This is a genomic window from Nostoc sp. GT001 (assembly GCF_030382115.1).
Taxonomy (GTDB): domain Bacteria; phylum Cyanobacteriota; class Cyanobacteriia; order Cyanobacteriales; family Nostocaceae; genus Nostoc.
Genome location: NZ_JAUDRJ010000003.1, coordinates 1,374,087 through 1,396,348, shown reverse-complemented (window position 1 = coordinate 1,396,348; position 22,262 = coordinate 1,374,087). Strand labels below are relative to the sequence as shown.

General features: G+C 43.0%; 18 protein-coding genes and 1 pseudogene. 6 read left to right on the top strand and 13 right to left on the bottom strand.

The window, feature by feature from the left end:
- Positions 1-35: 35 nt before the first annotated feature.
- Complete coding sequence (rimI, locus tag QUD05_RS08645) at positions 36-587, bottom strand: ribosomal protein S18-alanine N-acetyltransferase (RefSeq protein ID WP_289795704.1); 552 nt, start codon at positions 585-587, stop codon at positions 36-38.
- A 92-nt stretch (positions 588-679) separates the two neighbouring features.
- Between rimI and lysA the strand changes: the two genes are divergently transcribed.
- The 3 genes from lysA (at position 680) to uppS (ending at position 3,926) form a co-directional block, all read left to right on the top strand.
- Positions 680-2,110 (top strand): diaminopimelate decarboxylase, encoded by a 1,431-nt coding sequence (gene lysA, locus QUD05_RS08640; protein WP_289795703.1) that lies wholly within the window; start codon positions 680-682, stop codon positions 2,108-2,110.
- Positions 2,111-2,256: 146 nt separating this feature from the next.
- Positions 2,257-3,180 (top strand): diadenylate cyclase CdaA, encoded by a 924-nt coding sequence (cdaA, locus tag QUD05_RS08635; protein WP_289795702.1) that lies wholly within the window; start codon positions 2,257-2,259, stop codon positions 3,178-3,180.
- Positions 3,177-3,926, top strand: a complete 750-nt coding sequence (gene uppS, locus QUD05_RS08630) for an undecaprenyl pyrophosphate synthase (RefSeq protein WP_289795701.1) — start codon at positions 3,177-3,179, stop codon at positions 3,924-3,926. The genes cdaA and uppS overlap by 4 nt, the downstream gene beginning before the upstream one ends.
- A 65-nt stretch (positions 3,927-3,991) precedes the next feature.
- Here uppS and QUD05_RS08625 read toward each other — a convergent pair.
- Positions 3,992-5,007 (bottom strand): annotated as a pseudogene (locus tag QUD05_RS08625) (potassium channel family protein).
- Between the two features lie 239 nt (positions 5,008-5,246).
- Between QUD05_RS08625 and QUD05_RS08620 the strand changes: the two are divergent.
- Together QUD05_RS08620 and QUD05_RS08615 are read left to right on the top strand one after the other, a co-directional pair.
- On the top strand, positions 5,247-5,402 hold the full coding sequence (locus tag QUD05_RS08620; protein WP_289795700.1) for a hypothetical protein: 156 nt from the start codon (positions 5,247-5,249) through the stop codon (positions 5,400-5,402).
- Between the two features lie 386 nt (positions 5,403-5,788).
- Positions 5,789-7,069, top strand: coding sequence for an aspartate aminotransferase family protein (locus QUD05_RS08615; protein ID WP_289795699.1), 1,281 nt, complete (start codon positions 5,789-5,791; stop codon positions 7,067-7,069).
- A 47-nt stretch (positions 7,070-7,116) separates the two neighbouring features.
- Here QUD05_RS08615 and QUD05_RS08610 read toward each other — a convergent pair whose 3' ends face one another.
- The 10 genes from QUD05_RS08610 to QUD05_RS08565 all read right to left on the bottom strand — a co-directional run bounded on the left by QUD05_RS08610 (position 7,117) and on the right by QUD05_RS08565 (position 20,600).
- A complete protein-coding gene (locus tag QUD05_RS08610; protein ID WP_289795698.1) occupies positions 7,117-7,722 on the bottom strand; it encodes a DUF4129 domain-containing protein in 606 nt (201 codons plus the stop codon).
- A gap of 205 nt (positions 7,723-7,927) precedes the next feature.
- Positions 7,928-8,416: a DUF2243 domain-containing protein gene (locus tag QUD05_RS08605; protein ID WP_289799923.1), complete on the bottom strand. Its 489-nt coding sequence runs from the start codon at positions 8,414-8,416 to the stop codon at positions 7,928-7,930.
- A gap of 97 nt (positions 8,417-8,513) precedes the next feature.
- Positions 8,514-8,906, bottom strand: a complete 393-nt coding sequence (locus QUD05_RS08600) for an Alr5209 family pentapeptide repeat protein (RefSeq protein ID WP_289795697.1) — start codon at positions 8,904-8,906, stop codon at positions 8,514-8,516.
- 88 nt (positions 8,907-8,994) lie between these two features.
- On the bottom strand, positions 8,995-9,432 hold the full coding sequence (locus QUD05_RS08595; RefSeq protein WP_289795696.1) for an RrF2 family transcriptional regulator: 438 nt from the start codon (positions 9,430-9,432) through the stop codon (positions 8,995-8,997).
- Positions 9,433-9,616: 184 nt separating this feature from the next.
- Positions 9,617-10,291, bottom strand: coding sequence for a sensor histidine kinase (locus QUD05_RS08590; RefSeq protein WP_289795695.1), 675 nt, complete (start codon positions 10,289-10,291; stop codon positions 9,617-9,619).
- A 7-nt stretch (positions 10,292-10,298) separates the two neighbouring features.
- Positions 10,299-10,970, bottom strand: a complete 672-nt coding sequence (locus QUD05_RS08585; protein ID WP_289795694.1) for a PAS domain-containing protein — start codon at positions 10,968-10,970, stop codon at positions 10,299-10,301.
- Positions 10,971-11,204: 234 nt separating this feature from the next.
- Positions 11,205-14,183 (bottom strand): beta-phosphoglucomutase, encoded by a 2,979-nt coding sequence (pgmB, locus tag QUD05_RS08580; protein WP_289795693.1) that lies wholly within the window; start codon positions 14,181-14,183, stop codon positions 11,205-11,207.
- Between the two features lie 192 nt (positions 14,184-14,375).
- On the bottom strand, positions 14,376-16,808 hold the full coding sequence (locus QUD05_RS08575) for a sucrose synthase (RefSeq protein WP_289795692.1): 2,433 nt from the start codon (positions 16,806-16,808) through the stop codon (positions 14,376-14,378).
- Positions 16,809-17,141: 333 nt separating this feature from the next.
- Positions 17,142-17,525, bottom strand: a complete 384-nt coding sequence (locus QUD05_RS08570) for a protein tyrosine phosphatase family protein (RefSeq protein ID WP_289799922.1) — start codon at positions 17,523-17,525, stop codon at positions 17,142-17,144.
- Between the two features lie 228 nt (positions 17,526-17,753).
- A complete protein-coding gene (locus QUD05_RS08565) occupies positions 17,754-20,600 on the bottom strand; it encodes a PAS domain S-box protein (RefSeq protein ID WP_289795691.1) in 2,847 nt (948 codons plus the stop codon).
- 471 nt (positions 20,601-21,071) lie between these two features.
- Here QUD05_RS08565 and QUD05_RS08560 point away from each other — a divergent pair, with 471 nt between their 5' ends.
- Positions 21,072-21,323, top strand: a complete 252-nt coding sequence (locus QUD05_RS08560; RefSeq protein WP_289795690.1) for a hypothetical protein — start codon at positions 21,072-21,074, stop codon at positions 21,321-21,323.
- 592 nt (positions 21,324-21,915) lie between these two features.
- Here QUD05_RS08560 and QUD05_RS08555 read toward each other — a convergent pair.
- Complete coding sequence (locus QUD05_RS08555; RefSeq protein WP_289795689.1) at positions 21,916-22,137, bottom strand: DUF4327 family protein; 222 nt, start codon at positions 22,135-22,137, stop codon at positions 21,916-21,918.
- Between the last annotated feature and the right edge of the window lie 125 nt (positions 22,138-22,262).

Below are 22,262 nucleotides of genomic sequence, written 5' to 3'. Positions count from 1 at the left end.
GCAAGCCCCAATAGATCAAAATTAATAATGCCCAACTACTTAAAAAGCAAATGCCAAGAGGATTTGTCCAAGCGATCGCTGACAATAGAATACCATTGGTCTAAAGTTGCTTTAAATTTGCGGTGTTGTAAATCTGGAAGCCAAAGGATTAAAGCATCCTCATCGTTATCTTGGTAGTAACGCCGCCGCCGCCCTGCTGTTTTGAAGCCAAATTTTTGATATAAAGATATTGCCGCCAAGTTGGAAGCTCGGACTTCGAGGGTAGCTCGTTCCATTTTGCGATCGCAAGCTGTCTTAATGAGTGAATATAGTAAAGCCGCACCCATTCCTTGGCGGTGATATTGAGGATGAACCGCCAAAATTGTAATGTGAGCTTCATCTAAAATTGACCAAAAGCAACCCATTCCTAGCAAACTTGTGCTGGAGGAGGGGGAAAATAAACCGAGTAAATCGCTGTTGGGACTATCCAATTCTCGTTTGTAGCCGTCTGGAGTCCAAAGTCCACCAAAACAAGCTTGATCGAGTTCCAGAATAGCACTGAGATTTTCTAATGTCAGTAATTTAATTTCTAAGTCTAATGAGATCACATTTGTTGAATAAGATTACAAACCCTTTGTAAACTGGGAATCGGGAGACAAACTCAAAGCCCGTAATTTGAACAAGGAAAATTTTTATAGTTATGGTATCGACTCACCCCACTGGGGTTCAACATTCTGGAAGTCAATATTTACCTCAAAGGCACGACACCAAGGCAAATCCATCGCCTAATCAGGAACTTTTACCCTTAACTGCCAGAGTCCATAATCATGACTCCCTGGAAATTGGTGGGTGTGATGTCACAACCCTAGTTGAGCAGTTTGGTTCACCTTTATATATTTTAGATGAAGAAACCCTGCGTTCGGGTTGTCAGCAATACCGAGATGCTTTCAAGCAATACTACAAGGGCGAATCTCAAGTATTGTACGCCTCAAAAGCTTGGAATTGTCTAGCAGTTTGTGCGATCGCGGCATCAGAGGGTTTAGGAATTGATGTTGCATCAGGCGGTGAACTTTACACCGCGCTGCAAGCAGGTGTCAATCCTGAGAAAATCTATCTTCATAACAACAATAAATCTCGTGAAGAACTGATTTTTGCCACTGAAGTCGGTTGCACTATTGTGGTGGATAACTGGCACGAGTTACGCACTTTGGTAGAAATTGTTGAGAGGGCAAATTCCCCCTCCGTACAGCCTCGATTCCTGTTGCGTCTGACCCCAGGTATTGAATGTCACACACATGAATATATCCGCACGGGGCAACTAGATAGTAAATTTGGCTTTGATCCAAATGAGTTAGAGGAATTATTTACTTTTGTCAGCAAACAGTCTTTCCTTAACTGCGTAGGGTTACATGCTCATATTGGTTCCCAAATTTTTGAGCGCCAACCGCATCGAGATTTAGCAGCTTTGATGGTGCAGTGGTTACGAGAAGCGGCGAAGTATGGGTTAAATTTTACAGAGTTAAATGTCGGTGGTGGTTTAGGGATTAAGTATATAGAATCAGACGATCCCCCTAGCATTGAAGAGTGGGTAAAGCCGATTTGTGAAGTGATCCAAGAAGCTTGTGCAGCCGAAAATTTACCTTTGCCAAAATTATTGTGTGAACCGGGGCGATCGCTAATTGCTACAGCTTGCGTCACTGCCTATACTATTGGTTCATCCAAAGTTATCCCAGAAATTCGTACCTACGTAGCGATCGATGGGGGAATGTCTGATAATCCCCGCCCGATTACTTACCAATCAGTTTATCGGGCAGTCGTTGCTAATAAAATGTCTTCTCCTTTAACCCAAACAGTCACAATTGCTGGTAAACATTGTGAATCAGGAGATATTCTGATTCATAACGCTCTACTCCCAAAGACTGAACCAGGGGATATTCTCGTAGTTATGGGAACTGGTGCGTACAATTACAGTATGGCATCTAACTACAATCGCTTGCCCCGATCGGCAGCTGTTGTTGTGGCGAATGGCGAAGCAAATTTAATTTTGCAACGTGAAACTTATCAAGACTTAATTCGACAAGATCGCCTACCAGAAAGACTGAAAAATCAAGAGTTAGGAGTTAATAGTTAGAAGTTAGGAGTTGTGAATTTTAAGTTATGAGTTAGTAGTTGTGAACTTTAAGTTTTTTCATAACTCATAACTCATAACTCCTAACTCCTAACTCCTAACTCCTAACTCCCAATCGTAATTAGAGGCAAAAGTTTAATCCAGATGTCATGAGAGATTGGTGGAAGCAATGGCTGACAAACCTAGGATGGTCACAGTCCTTGCTACTTGGGACTCTGGATATTGTGTTGGTGCTGGCGCTGACTTACATGATACTAGTTATCATTAGTGAGCGCCGGACACTGTGGATGGTGCGGGGATTCATTATCTTAATGCTAGCCTCGGCACTAAGTGGCAGATTAGGACTACCTCTGCTAAGTTTTGTATTAGAAAAATTGGTAATTGGTTGTGCTGTGGCGATGGCAGTTGCTCTACAGTCAGAGTTTCGGCGATTTTTGGAGCAATTGGGACGTGGCGAATTCCGCCAGCTATTTCAACCCGATCGGCTGGCAATCCCTAAATCTGATAGTGTAATTGATGAAATTGTTGAGGCTGTTAAAGAATTGTCAAAAAACCGCATTGGAGCTTTACTAATTGTGGAAACCACAGGGCCAATTGATGAGCGAGATTTTTCTGTGCCAGGAGTAAAGCTAAATGCGGAAGTTTCTAAAGAACTGATCCAGACAATTTTCCAGCCGAAAACCTTGTTACACGATGGGGCAACACTGATTCGTGGATCACGAATAGTGTCATCGGGTATAATTTTGCCACTTTCGGGACGCACAGCCTCGCGCCAGTTGGGAACACGCCACCGGGCGGCAATGGGAATTACTGAGCGGGTCGAAAATTGCATTTGTGTCGTTGTCTCTGAAGAAACGGGTTCTATTTCCTTAGCGGAACGGGGAACCCTAAATAGACCGCTGACGATTCGGAAACTGAAAGAGTCATTAGATGCCCTTTTGTCTCCAAACGTGGATAGGGAAGCTGTTGCTCCTGGTCTGTTGAGTTTTGTTCGTCGGATAAGTGGCAAGACACTAGCACTGGTTTCACGTTTACTCAGATTACCATCGACCGCTTCTCGAGATAAAAAATGACAGCACAACAAACTAAACTGCAAGATTTACCTACTGATTTAAAACGAGAACTATTGCCGCAGCACGTGGCGGTAATTATGGATGGTAATGGTCGATGGGCTAAACGTCAGGGTCTACCCCGAATTATGGGTCATAAACGAGGAGTAGATGCTCTTAAAGATTTACTTCGCTGTTGTCAGGATTGGGGAATTCAGGCGTTGACAGCTTATGCTTTTTCAACGGAGAACTGGAAAAGACCGCAAGAAGAAGTAGATTTTTTGATGACTCTATTTCAAAGAGTTTTGCGCCAAGAACTGCGCGAAATGGTCGAAGAGAATGTTCAAATTAAGTTTGTAGGGAATTTGCAAGACCTGCCGCGATCGCTCCAAGAAGAAATTTCCCGTTCAATGGAAGAAACTAAGAATAATCGCGGTATCCGGTTTTCGGTAGCAACTAATTATGGCGGACGGCAGGAAATTTTACAAGCTTGTCAGGCGATCGCAAAGCAAGTCCAGCAAGGTATGCTCCAACCCCATGAAATTAATGAACAGGTATTTGAGAGCCACTTGTACACAGCCGGAATTACTGACCCAGATTTGTTAATTCGCACCAGTGGGGAAATGCGTCTCTCAAATTTTCTTCTCTGGCAAATGGCTTATGGAGAAATTTATATTACCGATGCTCTCTGGCCCGATTTTGACCGTGCCGAATTTCACCGCGCCTTGTGTGCCTACCAACAACGGGAGCGGCGATTTGGGAAAGTCTAAATCTGTTTACGCAATTATGACTATATAACAATACATAATTAGTATAAAAAAGCAATTAAATAAGCTCAACTATTTTTCGGTCGTCGCAGTTTCTTGGAATTCATTGGGCCGAGAATTTGATTCAGGCTACGCAATTGCTCTGCTGTACCCATACCAATTAGCCGATCTCCTGGCATTAAAATCGTATCGCCAGTGGGACCGCCGATTAAAGTGCCATCAACACGGCGAATTGCGAGAACCAATGCCCCAGATTGCGATCGCAATCTCGCCTTTTGCAAACTTTGACCCACAAAAGGACAAAAAGCCGGGTCGAGTAAAAATTCTTCCATATACAATTGGCGGTCTGCACCTGTCAAAATCCCATCTACAAAGTCCAAAACCTGGGGTCTGAGTGCCGCAGCAGCCATGCGCTTACCACCAGTAATATAGGGGGATATCACTTCATCTGCACCCCCCGTCGTAACTTCTGCAAAGCTTCTTCTGTGCTTGCCCGTGCGATCACCCGAATCCCCGAATTCAGTGTTTTAGCTGATAATACAATGTATAAATTTTCAGCATCAGAAGGAAGGGCTGCAACGATGCAAACCGCCCGTTCAATACCAACTTTCAAAAGTGTGTCATCTAATGTAGCATCACCTTGGTAGGCTGTGTAACCTTCAGACTGCGCCCTTTGTACTGATTCAATCTCCGAATCAATCACTACAAAAGGTGCCTCTTCTGCCCGAAATTCCTTGGCAATTTGGCGACCAGTCCGACTAAATCCACAGATGATGTAATGTTCTGTCAGGGATTCCATTAACCGCCTCTGTTGCTGTAGCCGAATTCCTTGTTGAAAGTAGCCTTGAATGATCGCTTCTGTAAATCTGTTGACAATGTAACCGATATTGACTACACCCAACAAAATTAGGGCAATTGTAAATAATCGTCCTCGGCTACCGAGTGGGTGCGTCTCTCCATATCCCACAGTGGCTAAAGTGATGACTGTCATGTAAGCTGCATCTTCCCATGACCAGCCCTCCACTAGCCAATACCACAAAGTGCCAATGAAGAAAACACCGCCAAGAGCGATCGCCCCAGCCATCAACTCTTTTTGGATACGTTGATATTTTTGCTCAAGTGTTGAGAATGAGTTAAAAATAGTACTTTTAGCCTACTTTTTCTAGTTTTCTACTAACTTTAAAGTTATCTATACTAATAGTCCAATAACTCAGGACTACTTACCTTTTTTCTTATCTAGTGCTTCTTGGATAGCGCGTCTACAGAATTCTGGAGGGTCTTCTTGTGCTTTCGCCTCTTCTTTTTGAAGGGGTGATAGATGAAATGAATTCACCCACAGATGAGCAAGCAGCACTTATCAAAATAACATTGGAAGGTAGGAGAATGGCTTACTCTGATCGGTTTGACCAAGAGAACCTGCTGAATTTGCACAAAGCTAAGATGCACCTTGAAATGTTTGTTGGGCTACTGAGCCAGTAACATTTTCAATTTATCGCTAAACTCCCCTCTGCGATGAAGGGAGTTTTTTTGTACTTATCTCTTATACGTCTGAAATTGTTCAAGTAATAACCCCAGGTTAAACAGCAGTTGACGAGTGAAGTATGTACATCCGTAAGAAAACCCCTGGACTCTATGCAAGACTTGCGGTGCCTAAGTTGGGCTGCGCCTATGCAAATTGCCTGTCGCTCATACTCTTGCTCAAGCGTTGAGTAAAAAGTTTTTTTTCACCACCGCCGTGCGTTTGAGGTTATATAAGCGTTAGCCTAAGAAGAAGTACGAGTTGTGCTAAATAAAAAGTATTTTTTAGGGATTTCTAGGAAACTAGTAAATAACTATATAATGAAAAACTTTCAGGAGGAGCGGTAGTGAGCCTACAAACTCTCGTTGACCAAGCCACCATCCCCCCAGATTCAGGGTCAGCATCTAGTCCCTTTGATACAGAGAGCTTTAATGAAGCTGTGATGTCTACCTACGCCCGGTTTCCCTTAGCCCTAGAACGGGGTGCTGGATGTCGGGTTTGGGATACACAGGGGCGGGAATATCTGGACTTTGTAGCGGGAATTGCTACTTGTACTTTAGGACATGCCCACCCAGCGATGGTAGAGGCGGTAACACGCCAAATCCAAAAGCTGCACCATGTCTCTAATTTGTATTACATTCCTGAGCAAGGTGAATTGGCAAAATGGCTTGTCGATCGTTCCTGTGCCGATCGCGTATTTTTCTGCAACTCTGGTGCTGAAGCTAACGAAGCCGCAATTAAACTGGCGCGGAAATATGCCCACACAGTATTAGACATTGAAAAACCGATTATTTTAACCGCCAATGCCAGTTTCCACGGACGGACTTTGGCAACGATTACCGCCACTGCACAACCGAAGTATCAAAAATATTTTGATCCTTTGGTTCCTGGGTTCCACTACGTAAATTACAACGATATTAACGCTGTGGAAGTGGCGATTAGCGAGTTGGATGAAGGCGATTATCGGGTAGCGGCGATTCTGATTGAGCCATTGCAGGGAGAAGGCGGTGTACGTCCAGGAGATGTTGCCTATTTCAAAAAGCTCCGACAGATTTGTGATGAAACTGGCATTTTGTTGATTTTCGACGAAGTGCAAGTTGGTATGGGGCGCAGCGGCAAATTATGGGCTTACGAACATCTTGGCGTTGAACCGGATATTTTCACCAGTGCTAAAGGCTTGGGTGGCGGTGTCCCCATCGGTGCAATGATGAGCAAAAAATTCTGCGATGTTTTTCAACCAGGAGAACACGCTAGCACCTTTGGCGGAAATCCTTTTGTGTGTGGTGTAGCACTCAGTGTTTGTCAGACATTGGAAAAGGAAAATATTTTGCAGAATGTGCAAGACAGGGGCGAACAGTTGCGATCTGGATTAAAGGCGATCGCGGCAAAATATCCTCAGCACATTAGCGAAGTTCGGGGTTGGGGTTTAATCAACGGTTTGGAGTTACGAGCCGACATCGAGATAACCGCAGCCGATGTCGTCAATGCTGCCATCAAGGAAGGTGTATTGCTAGTACCAGCCGGGCCAAAAGTAATCCGGTTTGTGCCACCGTTAATTGTTACAGAGGCGGAAGTCAACACCGCCTTGCAAGCTGTGGACAAGGCGATCGCTCTTCTTACCAAATAGAATATTGTTTGTTTTGTGTAGAGACGTTGCATTGCAACGTCTCTTTTTCATTCCGGGGAAATTTCTCGATAAGCTTGCCGACACTGCTCATAATTGTCTGGCAAAATCTCAGCATTACCAAAACATAATTGCTCGTGAGTCGTAATTAGAGTTTCATAAGGCTGTATGGGAGTCACAGACGATCGCAGCAATTGCAGATATTCTCCATCGGTACGGCTAAGTTTGTGGGGTGCGATCGCATTTTTATCCAACTGCTGCAACATCGCTAAATAAACACAACGGCAAGCCTCACGGTAATTACCTTGACGATAAAATTCTTGCGATCGCTCCAATAAAAGGGCAATAGATGACTCATTAGAGCGATTTTTGACGCGAAAATCAGTGAAATTGCTACTTCTATTTAGCCAAGAATATATGTAGGGACTGAATTCTCGCCATAATCGCCAACCCACCCACGCTATAAATAATCCCAGTACCAGCCAAAACAGGAATTTCAGCAATTCACTAAGCCTTGGACTAATTGACCATCCAGTAGGCAATTCTGGTAAAGCCCGTTCAAAGCGGTAAAACTGGTATTCCCACCATTCACCTGCTTGTTGTTGGAATTGAGACAACTGCCAACTCCAGCTAGTTTTTTCAAAAGTATCTGTCATAGAGGAGAGTGGGGAGTGGGGGAGCGGATGAGTAATGAGTAATGAGTAATGAGTAATGAGTAATGAGTAATGAGTAATGAGTAATGAGTTGGAGCAGGGGGACAAGGAGGAATTATTGAACAAGTCTCTCCCAAGTCTTCCCCCTCTTCCTTGTCTACCTTTGTCTCTTCTGCATACCCAATGCCCAATGCCCAATGACCAATGACTAATGACTAATGACTCTTGACTCTTTTTTTATCATTAGCCAGCCGATGAGAACAAGTAGCGCACCGAATGCCAGAAATCCTAAGTCCCAAGCTAACTCATTTGGGCCTGGTTTAACATGATGGACACCGAGAATTTGGTGGTCAATTAAACCTTCAACCAAGTCGAACAATCCACCACCAATCAGTATCGATCCAATAAAGGTCTGTGATGACCAAGGAACATCATCACGTCTTCCAGCACGCCATAGTAACACAAGTCCAGTTGCGGTGAATACCCAATCCAAGGTATGAAAGAACCCATCCCATACCATGTTCAAATCTATATTCGCCCTGTTTGTCAGAGGTCTAATGTTACTGAGCATGTGATGCCACTGGAGGATTTGATGCAGTAAAATTCCATCAATAAACCCTCCAAGACCCACACCAAGAAAAATTCCAGCAGTAATTAGTGGTGCGCGTCGGTTGAGGTTTTCACTTTTCGCCTCCATTGTCAACCTCATAGATAGGCTTTTTTACCAAAATACAACTCTTTTGAGAGAAATATCTTCTATCTTGAGGCCAGTGCGATCGCTCAACTTAAATTAATCAATCTTCAAATTTAATCTGCATACCCGCTTTCACCGGGTCGAAATCTTGGGGAAAATGGGTGTTGCGATCGCAGTCTGCTTTTTCCAGGTTCGCTCCTTTAAGAGCGGCTTGGCGGAGATTCGCTGACATCAATAATGCTCCCCTAAGATCGGCATCCTTCAGATTAGCTTGACTCAGATCGGCAAAGCTCAAATCAGTTCCCCTCAAATTAGCGCTACTCAGGTTAGCTTCACTCAGGTCAGCATAACTCAGGTCAGATCCTTTCAAGTTAATACCTTGCAAATCAGCATTACCCAGTTCTGCTTTACTAAAGTTCCGTTTTCCTGCTGCATAACTCTCCACGAGAGTAGCAGCACTATTTATAGGCTGTTGAAAATTGACTTCAGGCATATAACAACGTCACAGGTTGTCTCGTTATTACTTTCATCTTCCCTTTTTAATTACGAATTACAAATTAGTAATTATTTGGCCATCCTTGTTAAATGTAATACATTAGTTCCTTCTGTTCTCGGATTGATCTTCGTTCACAAAGGTCTTGGAGTGTATATTTTTCCAAAACGGAGTTAGCAGCTTGACGTGCTTCTTGCCAAACTTCCTGAATTAGCTCACCTTCTACCGTGTTGGGAGTCGGCTCAGAAGGAGAGACAACAATATCTGATCCTTCCATGCAGCTAAAAGCATCCAACACTGTAATCTTTCCAGGATCTCGTGCCAGAACATAGCCACCTTTGGCTCCGCGTATACTCTTAATTAAACCTCCACGTCTTAATGTCGCTAGGAGTTGTTCTAAATAGCGGTTTGGGATATCTTGCAAGGCCGCTATTTCTCGAATTTGTAGGGCTTCACCGTTAGGGTAGCAGGTTGCTAACTCTAACAGGGCTAGAAGTGCGTATTCTGATTTGTTAGAGATTACCACAGGCGTAATATTTTAAGCTCATATTTAAAGATACAAAGTCTTTGAATTCGTTTCCCTAAGCTACTGCTAAGAAAAACTTTACAATCAACTCATTGTTGACCTAGCTAACTCTACTTTAAAGACCTTCCAGCATACAAGCAATTACTTTTTTTTCTAAATTCAATAAATAAAAGTGATTGATTAGCTATACATGGAAATTTATTGAAAATGGCAGAATGACTGTAAAGGTAGTTCCCGTACCGATCGCACTTTCAACTGTCATCTCGCCGCCATGTAAATCTACAGCCTGCTTGACGATGGACATCCCCAATCCCATTCCTGGGATATTGGCTGTATTACTAGCGCGATGGAAGGGTTCAAAGATGTGTTCAATGTCAGAAGGGGGAATGCCAATACCAGAGTCTTGAGTCTGGAATATAGCTTGCTCGTTGGCAGTGGTTACAGAAAACCTAACTGTACTGCCAATGGGAGAGTATTTTAGACAATTTGAGAATAAATTACTTAAGATTTGGCGCAGTAGTTTGGCGTCTAAATTAGCTGATGTACATGGGCACTCACTACTAAAAACGATCGCATGTTGTGAGCGATCGCTCTGTTGTAATTCTTCTAATAAATCGCGGCAAAATTCCACTAAATTTATGGGTGTTGGATTAAAGTCTAACTTGCCTGTTTCATCCTGACTCAGTACTAATAAATCATTCAATAACTGAGTTATATGCATCACTGATGTTTGAATGCGACGCAGGTGGATTTGTTGTCGCTCCTCGCTCCAGAGGTGGCGATAATATTCTAGTAATTCCGCAGAAGAGTGGATGGTAGCCAAAGGGGTGCGAAACTCATGGGAAGTGATGGTGAGCAAGCGGGATTTAATTAAGTTCGCTAAACTCCCTTTCTTTAGCAAGCGCTTGTCGCATCGCCTCTTCTGCCCATTGCAGCTTGGCTTGGGTTCGCTTGCTTTCGCTAATATCCCGCAATAGCCAGTGCAGACTAACTAACTCACTAGATTGATTACGGATAGCAGCAACCTTAACCGCAGCCATAATAGGTGTTTTGTCATGCGGCCGCAGGGTTACTTCCCACTCTTGCATTTTCCAGTCTGGGAATTGGGTGCGATCGCGCAGATGATTTAGTTTCAAATGAAAAGCAATTACTTCTTTCTCAAGCACAAAAATCCCTATGGATTGACCCAACAACAAACTTTTAGAAATGTTAAGCAGAGTGGTGGCGGCTGAGTTAGCTTCCTGAATTATCCCTTTTGTATCAGTCACAAAATAAGCGTCTGGTACTTCCTCAAATAATTCTTGGTAGCGTTGACCTTCTGCTACCAAAGCCTGTTGAGTTTTGGATAATTCTTCATTCTGCTGCTTTAAATCTTCATTCACTAGTTGAAGTTCTTCCAAAGCCAGGTAAACTTCTTTGAATACTGCGGTAACGAGTTCAATATCTGCTTCTGCTTCTTGCTGTTCGCTCTGGCGTTGCAAGAGGGCGACGCGCTTACGCATGTTCTCTATCTGCAAAGCTAAATCGTCCAAATTCACGCTCTTGCTCCTAATTGCTCAAGTGGGGTTTTGTTTTAGATTCCCTACTTAGACGATCTTAGCTTTTGGAGTTTAGCAGTTATCAGCAATTTCAGTGTAGTTTTAGGTAGTTTTAGTTCTTTGGGGTGATTAGGACTTAATACAATACTTGTCGGGTTTTGGGGAAAGGGGGTAATGTTAATTCTATCCCTTTCCCCTTTTCCCCTTACCCTTTACGCAACTTCTGCAAGAAGTCTAATGTTTTCGTTTGGAAATGTTATTCAATTGCTCTCTAAGGTCAGCCCATTTAATATCTTCTAGGCTGGGTAAAACAATATGAGCGGCTCCAACTCGCTCAACAGGGCCGAGTCCTACTGCCCACATCCCAGCAGCTAGAGCAGCTTCGACACCGGCTGCGGCATCTTCTACAACCACAGATTGCGCTGGTTCGATTCCTAGCTGCTTGGCTGCGTACAGAAATAAATCGGGTGCTGGCTTGGGTTCTTGTACGCTGTAACCATCAGCGATCGCATCTACTTTGTCCACAATGCCCAATCGCTCTAACACTGGGCGGGCATTTTTACTCGCTGAACCAATACCGATCTTAATATCAGCTTGCCGCAATTCATCCAATAGAGCGATCGCACCTGGCAACAAATCCTGGGGTGTCATGTTTTGGATCAATTCGACATAGTAGCGATTCTTACGCTCCATCATCTCCTCGATTTGTGCTTCCGAATATGGTCTATCCCCAACAATCAGCATCAGGGAAGCACGACGGGATACACCCCGCAAGGCTTCGTTAGCTTCCCGATTAAATGGTATACCCTCTTCATCAGCTAGCTTCTGCCAAGCTAGATAGTGAAGTTCTGCTGTATCTGTTAGCACACCATCTAAATCGAAGATGAATCCTTGGATGTTGGGCATGGGAGATGGGGCATCGGGCACAAGAGGCAGAGGGGAAAAACTTACTCCAACTTCTCCCCCGCTCCCCTGCTCCCCCGCTACCCTGCTCCCCGGCTCATTTGTCCCCAGTTCCTCATGCAAATCGAAGTCATGCCATTTCCCACGCCAGTGCAGTTTAAACTTTAGGCGCGTCCAGCCAGGGGGTAGGTGGGGGTTGGCTACAGGGCCATTTTCATTTAATTGGATGCCGCCGAATCCAAAAACTACAGCTTGCCAAATCCCACCAGCACTAGCGCCGTGAATTCCATCGTTGGTATTACCTCGGTTATCTTCAAGATCCACCATTAACGCCCGCATAAATTGTTCGTAAGCTTCAGTTGATTTGCCCAAATCGGAAGCTAAAATGGCTTGAACTGCTGGGCCAAGGGACGAACCATAAGTAATATCAGTGCGGGGTGCATAGTAGTCCCAGTTTGTCTGCAATGCTTTTTCGTTGTAGGGAAAATCTGCTGATTCCCGCATTAAATATAGGAGCATTAATACGTCTGGCTGCTTGAGTATTTGAGATTTGTTGGTTTTATCAATACCCAAGATCGGTTGCATGGAGCGATCGCGTGGTTCATAATCTGCTAAGTTGATATCTTCCAATTGGAAAAATCCCTCGCACTGCTCGATTAGTCCTGTTGATGGGTCATAGAAAAACAATATTTTGGCGACGATCTCTTGCCAGTGCGTTCGCTCCTCTGGGGTCAGCTTTAGTTTCTGTTCTAGTTCGATGGCTCGTTCGGGGAATTTGTCAGCCAACCAATCATAGACGGCGATCGCTTTTTCTAAATGCCATTGCGCCATCCGGTTTGTAAAGGCGTTGTTGTGGACTAATTCATGGTATTCATCCGCTCCGATTACTCCTCGAATTTCATACTGTTCGCGCTCAGAATTGAATTCGACTCGGCTACTCCAAAAAATGGCGGCATCCAAAATCACCTCTGCACCGCACTTTTGCATCCAGTCATCATCACCAGTGGCTTGCCAGTAGTTCCAGACTGCATAGGGGATATCTGCATTGATATGAATTTCGCGATCGCGGCACCAAATCCGCACGTCTTCACCATAAAAATCACTACCAATAGCCCAACGCGGTGTTACTTCATCTCCAGTATCAGCACTTTCCCAGGCAAACATAGCCCCTTTATACCTGTAATGGCCTGCCTTGCGTCTAGCTCCTGGTAAGGTGTGCCAACGGTAACTGAGTAAATTGCGAGCGATCGCTGGTTGAGTAAACAGAAATAGGGGTTGCATAAAAATTTCTGTATCCCAAAAAATATGACCGCGATAGCCAAACCCCGAAAGGGTTTTAGCAGGAATGCTCACCCTATCATCATCCCGTGGGGCAGCAATCAGCAGTTGAAACAGATTGTAGCGAACAGCAAAAGTAGCTGTGCTATCCCCCTCAATCAGGATGTCACTTTGCTGCCAAACCTCATCCCATGCTTGCTCATTGGCTTTTAGTAATGTTGCGTAGTCTGGCAGTTGTGCGAGTTTTTCTTGAGCTGCTGGAACTGGTGCTTCAATCTCCCGCGAGGTAAAAACTGTCACAAGTTTTTCCACCGTTACAGTCTGCTGCGCTTTAGCCAAGAAGGTCGTACTTAAGGTAGGATAACCAGGTGCGGTATTAACTTGCAAAGATGCTTCAGTGCCTAATATTGTCACCTTAGCTGCCATACCGAGTTCAATTCGAGAGTTGCGCGTGCGGCGTTGCAACCAGATTCCTTGGTTAGTCTTGCCCTGATCTAATTCTTCCCAGTGATTGAAACCCTGATTTTCGGGATAGCCATTGATGCTAGCTTGAACTTCGATTAACCCCTCAAAATCTATTGGTGTTAAATGGCAGCGTAGCGCCAACACGTGCGGATCTGCAAGACTAGCAAAGCGTTCAAAGCTGATATCTATGGTGTTTCCATTGGGAGAGCGCCAACGCACGGCCTGAATCAGTAGTCCTTGGCGTAAATCAAGCTGGCGATCGTATCTCAATATCTCACCTTGATCGAGACGGAAGCGATCGCCATTTACAATCACTATCAAGGGTAGCCAGTCAGGGCAATTTACTAGTTCAGTGTATACCACAGGCACATCATCATAGACACCGTGAATAAAAGTAGCTGGCAATGCATGAGGATAACCTTCCTCAAAACTGCCTCTTGTCCCCAGGTATCCATTGCCGATTGTAAAGACGGTTTCTTTGGAGTGCAATTGCTCAGGGTCAAACTGGGTTTCGATTAATATCCAGTCTGTGTAGATAAAATGGCGAGAACGACCTTTTGTTTGCATAAATTAGAGATTGGGGAATTGGGCATTGGGCATTGGGAATGGGGCATTGGGCATTGGGCGTTAGGAGTGCTGAGTAATGAGTAATGAGTTAGGAGTAATGAGTTAGGAGTAATGAGTTAGGAGTTAGGAGTTATTCTCCCCCTGCTCCCCTGCTCCCCTGCTCCCCTGCTCCAACTCATTACTCATTACTCATTACTCATCTGCTCTTCCACTCCCCACTCCCTGATGTTTTTCCAAAATCTTTTCGACTCTGGGTTTATAAATGAGATGAAATAAGGTTTCCATGTAGCGATCTCTAGCTTCGTTATTTTCGGGAGCAACAAAGTTCCAAAAACTAAACATTTTCGCAAGCAGTAGTAATTGATTGCTATGTAAATGCCAATTATATTTGTGATGAATTCGCTGACTCATCCATTCCGAAACTTCTTGCCAGTATTCAGCATGAGAATCGCATTGTTCAAGGAAGTCTAAAATTTTCGTTGCTGTTCCTTCTAAATCTGTAGGATTAACATTAAATTGGTTTTCTTTGTTCTCGATAATTTCTAAAGAACCGCCAAATTGAGTAGCAAAAGTTGGCAAGCCAGAAATCATCGCTTCCAAAATACTCCGACCGAAGGATTCAAAAAGGGCAAAATGGACATAAATTCCCTGAGAATCGGCAACTACTCGGTAGGCTTCGCCGATCTCCCGGCTAGGAACACGCATCCCCACCCAGCGAATCTTGCCATCAAGATTATATTGGTCGATAATGTCGTGGAGTTTTTGAATTTCTTCTGCTTCTTCTGGGTTGCTAGCTTCGTGTAAATGCAGTTTAGTAGTTAAGAGAATCAGGTTACAACGCTCTTGCAATGCCTGACTTTTACCAAAACATTCAGCTAGACCAGTGAAGTTTTTGATTGAATTGATAGTATCAAGAGCAAAGATTGGTCGATTATTGGGGCATTCTAAATGACCAAGAATTTGTGGATCTTCGCGGGTAAAAAGTAAGTCGTGGACTTCTGTGCAAAGTTTAGAATCTCGGTTTTGTTTTTGGCTGTAGGGAAAGAAAAGATTTTCATTTACTCCCGGCGGCACTAAGTTAAATTTAGGACTAAACAAATCAATGCCATCAACTACGTGATACAGTTGTGGCATCGTAAACCACTTATACGACTCGTATTGGCCTATGGTGTCAGGTGTGCCGACAATTTCTTGATAGGACGATGTGATGATAAAGTCAGCTGCATTCATGCTAATCAAATCGGCGGTGAATTGTGCCGAAAAATGATATTTATCTTCTAAATCTTGCCAATATAAATTACTAAATAGATATTTAGGCTTTTCCAAAGAATGGGCAATGTTACACTGAGTGACTTTCATACGGCGAGATAGCAGAAAGGCCACTAAGTTACCGTCGCTGTAATTGCCAACAACTAAATTAGGCTTGCCTTGGAAATGAGCTAGTAATTCTCTTTCTGCATCTACAGCAAATTGCTCTAAATAGGGCCAAATATCAAATTTAGAAATCCAATTATTCGTAATTTCTGGATTGAATTCACCAAAAGGAACGCGCAATATCCAAGCATTTTCGGTATCTTGGACTTTTTCTAAGGGCAGGTTACAAAATGTGCCTTCACAGTTAGGAATTAATCGAGTCAGAATAATTACATGGGGTTTAATGCCTAGTTGGTCGAGTCCAGCGAGTTTGATTTGTTCGCGTAGTTCGTTTTCTAGACTGCGAGCTTGTTCGAGGACGTAGATAACTTGACCGAGTGTTTCATCTCTTCCCAAAACATCTTCCTGTCCCACCCAGCCGTGGACGGAAACAAGGACGACGCGAAAGACGGCGGGGACGCGGGCTACAAATGTTTCTAAAATGCCGGGTTCTGGGGAGTAAATAAGTCGATCGAGAAGTTCTAAAGTTTCGGAGACTCGCGCCGCAGTGTTACCCCAACCCGGCTCAAAGCCGAGTTCTTGGAGGTCAAAGCGGAATTTTTCATAAGGTTCATCAGGCGATCGCTCACTCAGCAATTTCAGCGCTAGCTTAATTTGTTTGGCTAACTCAATACCAGAAGAAATGCGATCGCTCAACAATAGGCGAATACCATTGCATTGCAGCCTATGTAATGCTTTAAATAACATTTCTACCCAATATTCAGAGTCAGTCAACAATTGATTGCACAGGTAACGGTTGAGGAAGGCTAAACCTTGACCAATATTTCTCGCGTCGTCAATTCTTGGAGAACTCTCATAGAAGGGGTGGAGGTCGATTTCCAGAATATGGGGTTGGTAGCGGTTGACTAGACGATCTCTCACATCTAACAGCGCTTGAGGCGTCATCTGCTCGAACCTGCTAAAATCGGCTGTCAGTTGCCAAACTTCTTGATTAGCAATCCTCGGTCGAATCACGAACCAAGTACTTTCCTCTTCGAGAATTATTTCGTGGGTATATTGTATTAGTTTGCCAACAGAAGAAGAGTAGTAAAAATAGGCTGGCTTTTGGGATTGATGACAGTAATCAGCAAAAGCTTGCAAAATTTCGTTTCTTAGGAAGTAATGCTTACCTGAAATACTCAACGCATAAATCAACTGATGTAGAGCAGTTTTTTCATCACCGTTGGAGAGAGCTTGAACTAGTTCATACATGATGACGAATTCCAGAAATTTAGCTAGGTAACTACCTCATTTTTCTTTCCAGTTTTCGGTTTGCTGAGGTATATTCCCCAAATGATCGTAAATTACTATAAAAATTTTCGCGTCTAGCTCTGGGATGAAAGGCTGTGAGAACTGCAAATCTGTGGGATGAGAGAGTGGAAAGGCAGACAAGGGAAAATTATTGAACGAGTTTCTTTCTTAATCAGGTATAAAACACTATTTTATTCAATTAAGTACTAAAGCAAAATTGGAGCGATCGCAAGTCAGCTTGGAATATAATTCTTTTGACTTTTAACTTTTGACTTCCGCCTTGCGGTACTAGTCTTATATCAAGCCTAAATTAATAACTTTTTGCAGTGCTTTTTCAAATGCTATGCCTTGTTTGAGGGCGATATACAACAATACTATTGCAGCTGAACGAATTGAATTATCACAATGTATCAGAATCGGTTTGGGTAGTTCAGTGATAATCTGATATATCTGGAGCATACCTTGATGATTAATGTCTTCAGGTTTAGTTGGGATATTAACGTAATACAATCCCAAAAGCTCAGTCTTCTCCTGCTCATTAGCCAGCAAGTCTATTTCGTCGGGTAAACGTAGGTTCAGTACAGACTTATAACCCTCATCAGCTATTTGTCCCAGTTGATCTAGTGTAATTTGCCCAGCGATCGCTAAGTTATCATTAATCTTCCTAACAATATTCATCAGCCAGATTAACCCCATTTTGCCAATATTATCCACACTCTGAATTTAAGAAAACAATTTGAAGATCTTGTGAGGAATTGGGCACAAGAGGCAGAGCAAAAAACTTACTCCCCTGCTCCCCTGGTTACTGAGCGTAGCCGTTGGCGTGGTAACAGAGCGTAGTCGTTCGCGGAGCGTCTCGTAGAGAAGTGCAGCCTCTCGTAGAGAAGTATGCTCCCCTTCTCTTTACTACCCTCTAAATAGGTGGTGTAAACTGTTCAATAATTCTCTGGCCGTATAGGGTTTAGATAAAACTACTTGCACATTAACATCAGCAGCTTGAGCAAACACTTCCATTGAGTTCAGCCCGCTACAGGCAATAATTTGAAGCTGGTTGTTCATTTTTCGCAAGGTGCGAATAGCGGTGATTCCATCCATTTCTGGCATCATTAGATCCATCAACACAGCATTGATTTGATGCTTGTGTTGGGCGTAAAGTGCGATCGCCTCAATGCCATTACTAGCAGTGAGTATCTTATAGTTATGATTTTCTAGAATGATTGTGGTAATTTCCCGAATTTGAGCTTCATCATCTACAACTAAAATCAATTCTCCCTCTCCTGGGAGCAAATCCAGGTCTTCTATCTTAAATGAGTGGGTTGCTTCTACAGCTGGTAAAAACAGGTCAAACTTGCTGCCTCTACCGACATTGCTAGACACTTTAATAAAACCGTCATGGCTTCTAATGATGCCCAACGCTGTTGAAAGTCCAAGTCCCGTACCTTTGTTGACCTCTTTTGTGGTGAAAAATGGCTCAAAAATTCTATCTAATATTTTTGGCGGTATCCCAATTCCGTTATCGGTAACGGTAATCACAATATAATGCCCAACCTTGGCATCAAGATTCATTCTGGTATAAGCTTCATCAATAAACTTATTTTCCACAGAAATATTGATATTGCCACCATCTGGTAAAGCATCGCGGGCGTTTACTAACAGATTCATTAACACTTGATGTAGTTGTGTAGTATCCCCAGCGATCGCGCAAATATCTTCTGGGATAATGGTGGAAAATTCAATAGATTTGGGAAATGTCTGTTTAGCAATTTGGATAATTTCTGAAATTAGATACTGGACTTGAATAATTGTCGGCTCTCCTTTATATCCCCGTGCAAAGGATAAGACTTGCTTCACTAAAGCTGCTCCGCGTTTGGCGTTGCTTTCTATCAGTCTCAGCAATTGCCCAGAACGCTCCTCGTCTTGGAAAAATTTTCCCTGTAATAATTGAGCAGCTGCCAAAATAGGCGTCAATATATTGTTCAAGTCGTGGGCAATACCACCTGCAAGGGTACCAAGGCTTTCCAATCGCTGGGTGCGAAAAAACTGCTCTTCGAGTTGTTTCTTTTGGGTGATGTCAGTGTCAACAGTCAGGATGGATTTGGGATCTCCGGCAGAATCGCGCATCAATGTCCAACGGCTTTCCACAATAATTTTCTGACCGGATTTTGTAACTTTATGTAACTCACCTTGCCACGAGCCACTCTCAATTACGCTTTTTAGTGGTTCTTGCAATTGGTGGTGAATTCCAACTGGGTATAAAATCTCGTAGAGGTCTTTGCCAATAACCTCTGTAGAAAGCCAACCATACATCCGCTCTGCACCTTTATTCCAGAATAAGATTTGAGACTGGAAATCTCGAACTAATATGGCATCGGTAGCGATATCAAGTAGAGCGGCTTGTTCGGAGATTTTTTGTTCCGCCAGCTTCCGCTCGGTGATATCCCTATTTGTACCGATGATCCGGATCGGCTCACCGATTTCGTTATAGTAGACCTGACCTTTGCAGTTTAACCAGTGTAGGCTGCCGTCGGGCCAGATAATTCGATACTCTATAGATCCCTTTCCTTCCTCAATCATGCGAGCTATAGTCGCAGCTACAGATTCGCGATCTGCTGGATGGATTAAATTGAAATAGTCTTCAACGGTTGGACACAAGGTATTGCTCGGCAGACCATAAAGTAGCCCCATATTGGCAGACCAAACACAAGTATTGGTGATCAGGTTCCGATCCCATATGCCTATTTGGACAGCTTCAGTCGCTAAACTCAATCGCGCTTCACTTTCCCGCAGTGACTCTTCAGCCAGCTTGCGCTCGGTGATATCTTCAGCAATGCCACCATAGTAGTTAACTTTTCCTTGGTCGTCATAGACAGCAAAACCCCGATTCCAAATCCAGCGGATCGATCCGTCAGGTCGCAAAATCCGATATTCTGCTGAAATGGATTGACTGCCACTAAGTAGTTGCTTAATTGATTGGGTAGCGCGATCGCGATCGTCTGGATGAACTGTGTCTACCCAAGATATTGGCTGCTCAAATAAACCTTGGGAAGATCGACCCCAAATCTTCTCATAAGCAGGACTAATGTACAAAGGGTAGAATGAATCTGCGCTACCAATCCAGATCACTGCGTGGGTATTTTCGGAAAAAGTGCGAAATTTCTCCTCACTTTGGTGTAGTGCTGCTTCGGCAAGTTGGCGGTCGTGTAACGCAGCTTGCTGTTCAGTAATATCTCTGCCTACCAGTTGTATTTCAACAACCTCTCCTTTGTCATTATGAATTGCGATCGCATTCCATTGAAACCAGCGAATACCGTTGACTGTCAATGCACATCGCTCATAATTAGTCAAGGAATGGGATGAAGATCCTAAAGCTGTGATACTTTCCATCACTTGAGGCAAGTCATCTGGATGAAGAAACTGGAAATATGACTGACCACGAAACTCATCTTGTTTCCAGCCGAAGGTTTGACAAGCTGCCACATTGCCAAAGGTAATCTGCCCCTGCAAATCAATGCGAATAATTAAATCAGTTTGGCTTTCCACAAGTTGGCGATAGAGGTTTTCGCTCTGCCGTAACGCCGCTTCTGCCCTTTCGCGTTCAATAATTTCTTGTTGCAACAGGACGTTAGACATCACAAGTTCTGCTGTCCGTTCCGTCACTCGTTGTTCTAACTCCTCGTAAGCTTGGTGCAGTTTTTCTTTCACAACCCGGAGTTCTTCGAGGGCTTGTTGAAGTTCCTGATTAACTTGCATCATTTGAGCCGATTGTGCCTCAACCCATGATTTTAAATTATTTTGACTTTGGCTGCGGACTTACTCTATCTCAATTGGCTGAATATTTTCTGACTGTTCAAGACAATATCGACTAAAAAACTATCAGGGCTAATCGATCATAGAGAATAATTAATAACATGATTTAAGCTAGCTAATTTAAGCAGTTGCTCGTTGAATCTTATGGTTAATTTGTCAATTATAGTGATCTTCCTGTAATTTATCTGAATATAATTTGAGGATTTTGCGAAAAAACTGCTAAATCAGCCTGAAGTATTACTTAAGAAATATGTATAAGTTTTGCTAATTTATTAAGTATTTCAACTATCCTCACAAGTTCCTTATATTTAAAGACTATAGTCAAAATATAGACAGTTTGTTTTAAATATTTACGGGCTTCTCAAGTAGCTGCCCTGATTTGCAACAACACTTTTATGAACAGGATTTGAGAAAAATATGAATTACTGCCCTTGCTGCTCAAGCCTACTTTTAGAACATATACGCGGTGCAGAGACTTACTGGTTTTGTCGCCACTGCTGGCAGGAAATGCCTATTTATGATTGGAACGAATCCAGTTCATTCGCTGATGTCGTCATGGGTAAACTACCTAGAAAGCCTCAACAAGAAAAACGTAGAAGTACTATTGTTTACGCAAGCCAATGGCAATCGATTACCGAATGGATTGGGCTAGAAGAGTTATCTACGTAATCCAATTTCCTGAAATCATTTAGTATAATGATTTTTCTTTATTTCAGTAATCAATTGCTCAAGAATGTGAGACTTTAGCCAAAATATCAGGTATTAACTGATACAGCTAGGAAAAGAAGACAGAAAACTTTCTCAAACCCACAGCCAAACAGGTGAGGTTGCTTCTGAGGTTAGGCTATATCTGACTTGAGGTAGCAACCTCTAATTAACCATTTCCATACAGAGTAGGGGAACCAGAGGACAATGGTAAGTTTGTAGGGCAACTCTAAAAAACTTGTATGTACACCGTAGCTCGGTGTCAATAATTATCATTGGAATAAAGAAGGGAGAAAAAGGGCTTGAGCCTTGTTTACTTTTCTTTACACAGCTTGTTTTTATTGTGCCAACTTGCTTAACAGAGAATTGTTGCTACGCTAGCGATACTTCTCTTATCTTTTCAAGCACCTCAGCCATCGACCAAGATTTATTGCTTACTTTAATAATCTTTTGCTTATAGCCCCCGATTAATTCGAGAGTTTTTAAGGTTGAAAAATGAATTTGTAATTTTGATTTTATTGGGATGCAGCTAATAGTGGTTTAGCTTTATACAGCCTCAATCATCTTCCCAATATTCATGATTCAGTAAATCGATAATTCTATCTCTGAGTAGAAATTCATTTTTTTCTAACTCAAGTTCAAAATTAACCCAGTCACGAAGAGGAATATATTTACAGAGAGTATAAATTGGCTGCTGACGGTTAACAAGTCTCTTTTTAACAAGTTGAAGTGCTTCTTCCTTGATAACCTTGATGTCATATTTAACCGTAGTATTCATAAGTCGTTCCTTTCTTTTCAATCAAGGAATTAAGACTCAAAACAATAGTTGCTTTGACTCTCCCTTAAACTTATCAAATAAAATTGGCGAGAATTGTGAAGAATCAAGACATTAATAGTTGCTGG

Bases quoted from the DNA above. Each gene is read 5' to 3' on its own strand.
- uppS (WP_289795701.1), top strand. From the start codon at position 3,177: ATGACAGCACAACAAACTAAACTGCAAGATTTACCTACTGATTTAAAA.
- pgmB (WP_289795693.1), bottom strand. From the start codon at position 14,183: ATGCAAACAAAAGGTCGTTCTCGCCATTTTATCTACACAGACTGGATA.
- QUD05_RS08565 (WP_289795691.1), bottom strand. From the start codon at position 20,600: ATGATGCAAGTTAATCAGGAACTTCAACAAGCCCTCGAAGAACTCCGG.
- QUD05_RS08575 (WP_289795692.1), bottom strand. From the start codon at position 16,808: ATGTATGAACTAGTTCAAGCTCTCTCCAACGGTGATGAAAAAACTGCT.
- QUD05_RS08605 (WP_289799923.1), bottom strand. From the start codon at position 8,416: ATGGAGGCGAAAAGTGAAAACCTCAACCGACGCGCACCACTAATTACT.
- QUD05_RS08600 (WP_289795697.1), bottom strand. From the start codon at position 8,906: ATGCCTGAAGTCAATTTTCAACAGCCTATAAATAGTGCTGCTACTCTC.
- cdaA (WP_289795702.1), top strand. From the start codon at position 2,257: ATGAGAGATTGGTGGAAGCAATGGCTGACAAACCTAGGATGGTCACAG.
- QUD05_RS08610 (WP_289795698.1), bottom strand. From the start codon at position 7,722: ATGACAGATACTTTTGAAAAAACTAGCTGGAGTTGGCAGTTGTCTCAA.
- lysA (WP_289795703.1), top strand. From the start codon at position 680: ATGGTATCGACTCACCCCACTGGGGTTCAACATTCTGGAAGTCAATAT.
- QUD05_RS08570 (WP_289799922.1), bottom strand. From the start codon at position 17,525: ATGAATATTGTTAGGAAGATTAATGATAACTTAGCGATCGCTGGGCAA.
- QUD05_RS08620 (WP_289795700.1), top strand. From the start codon at position 5,247: ATGAATTCACCCACAGATGAGCAAGCAGCACTTATCAAAATAACATTG.
- QUD05_RS08555 (WP_289795689.1), bottom strand. From the start codon at position 22,137: ATGAATACTACGGTTAAATATGACATCAAGGTTATCAAGGAAGAAGCA.
- QUD05_RS08560 (WP_289795690.1), top strand. From the start codon at position 21,072: ATGAATTACTGCCCTTGCTGCTCAAGCCTACTTTTAGAACATATACGC.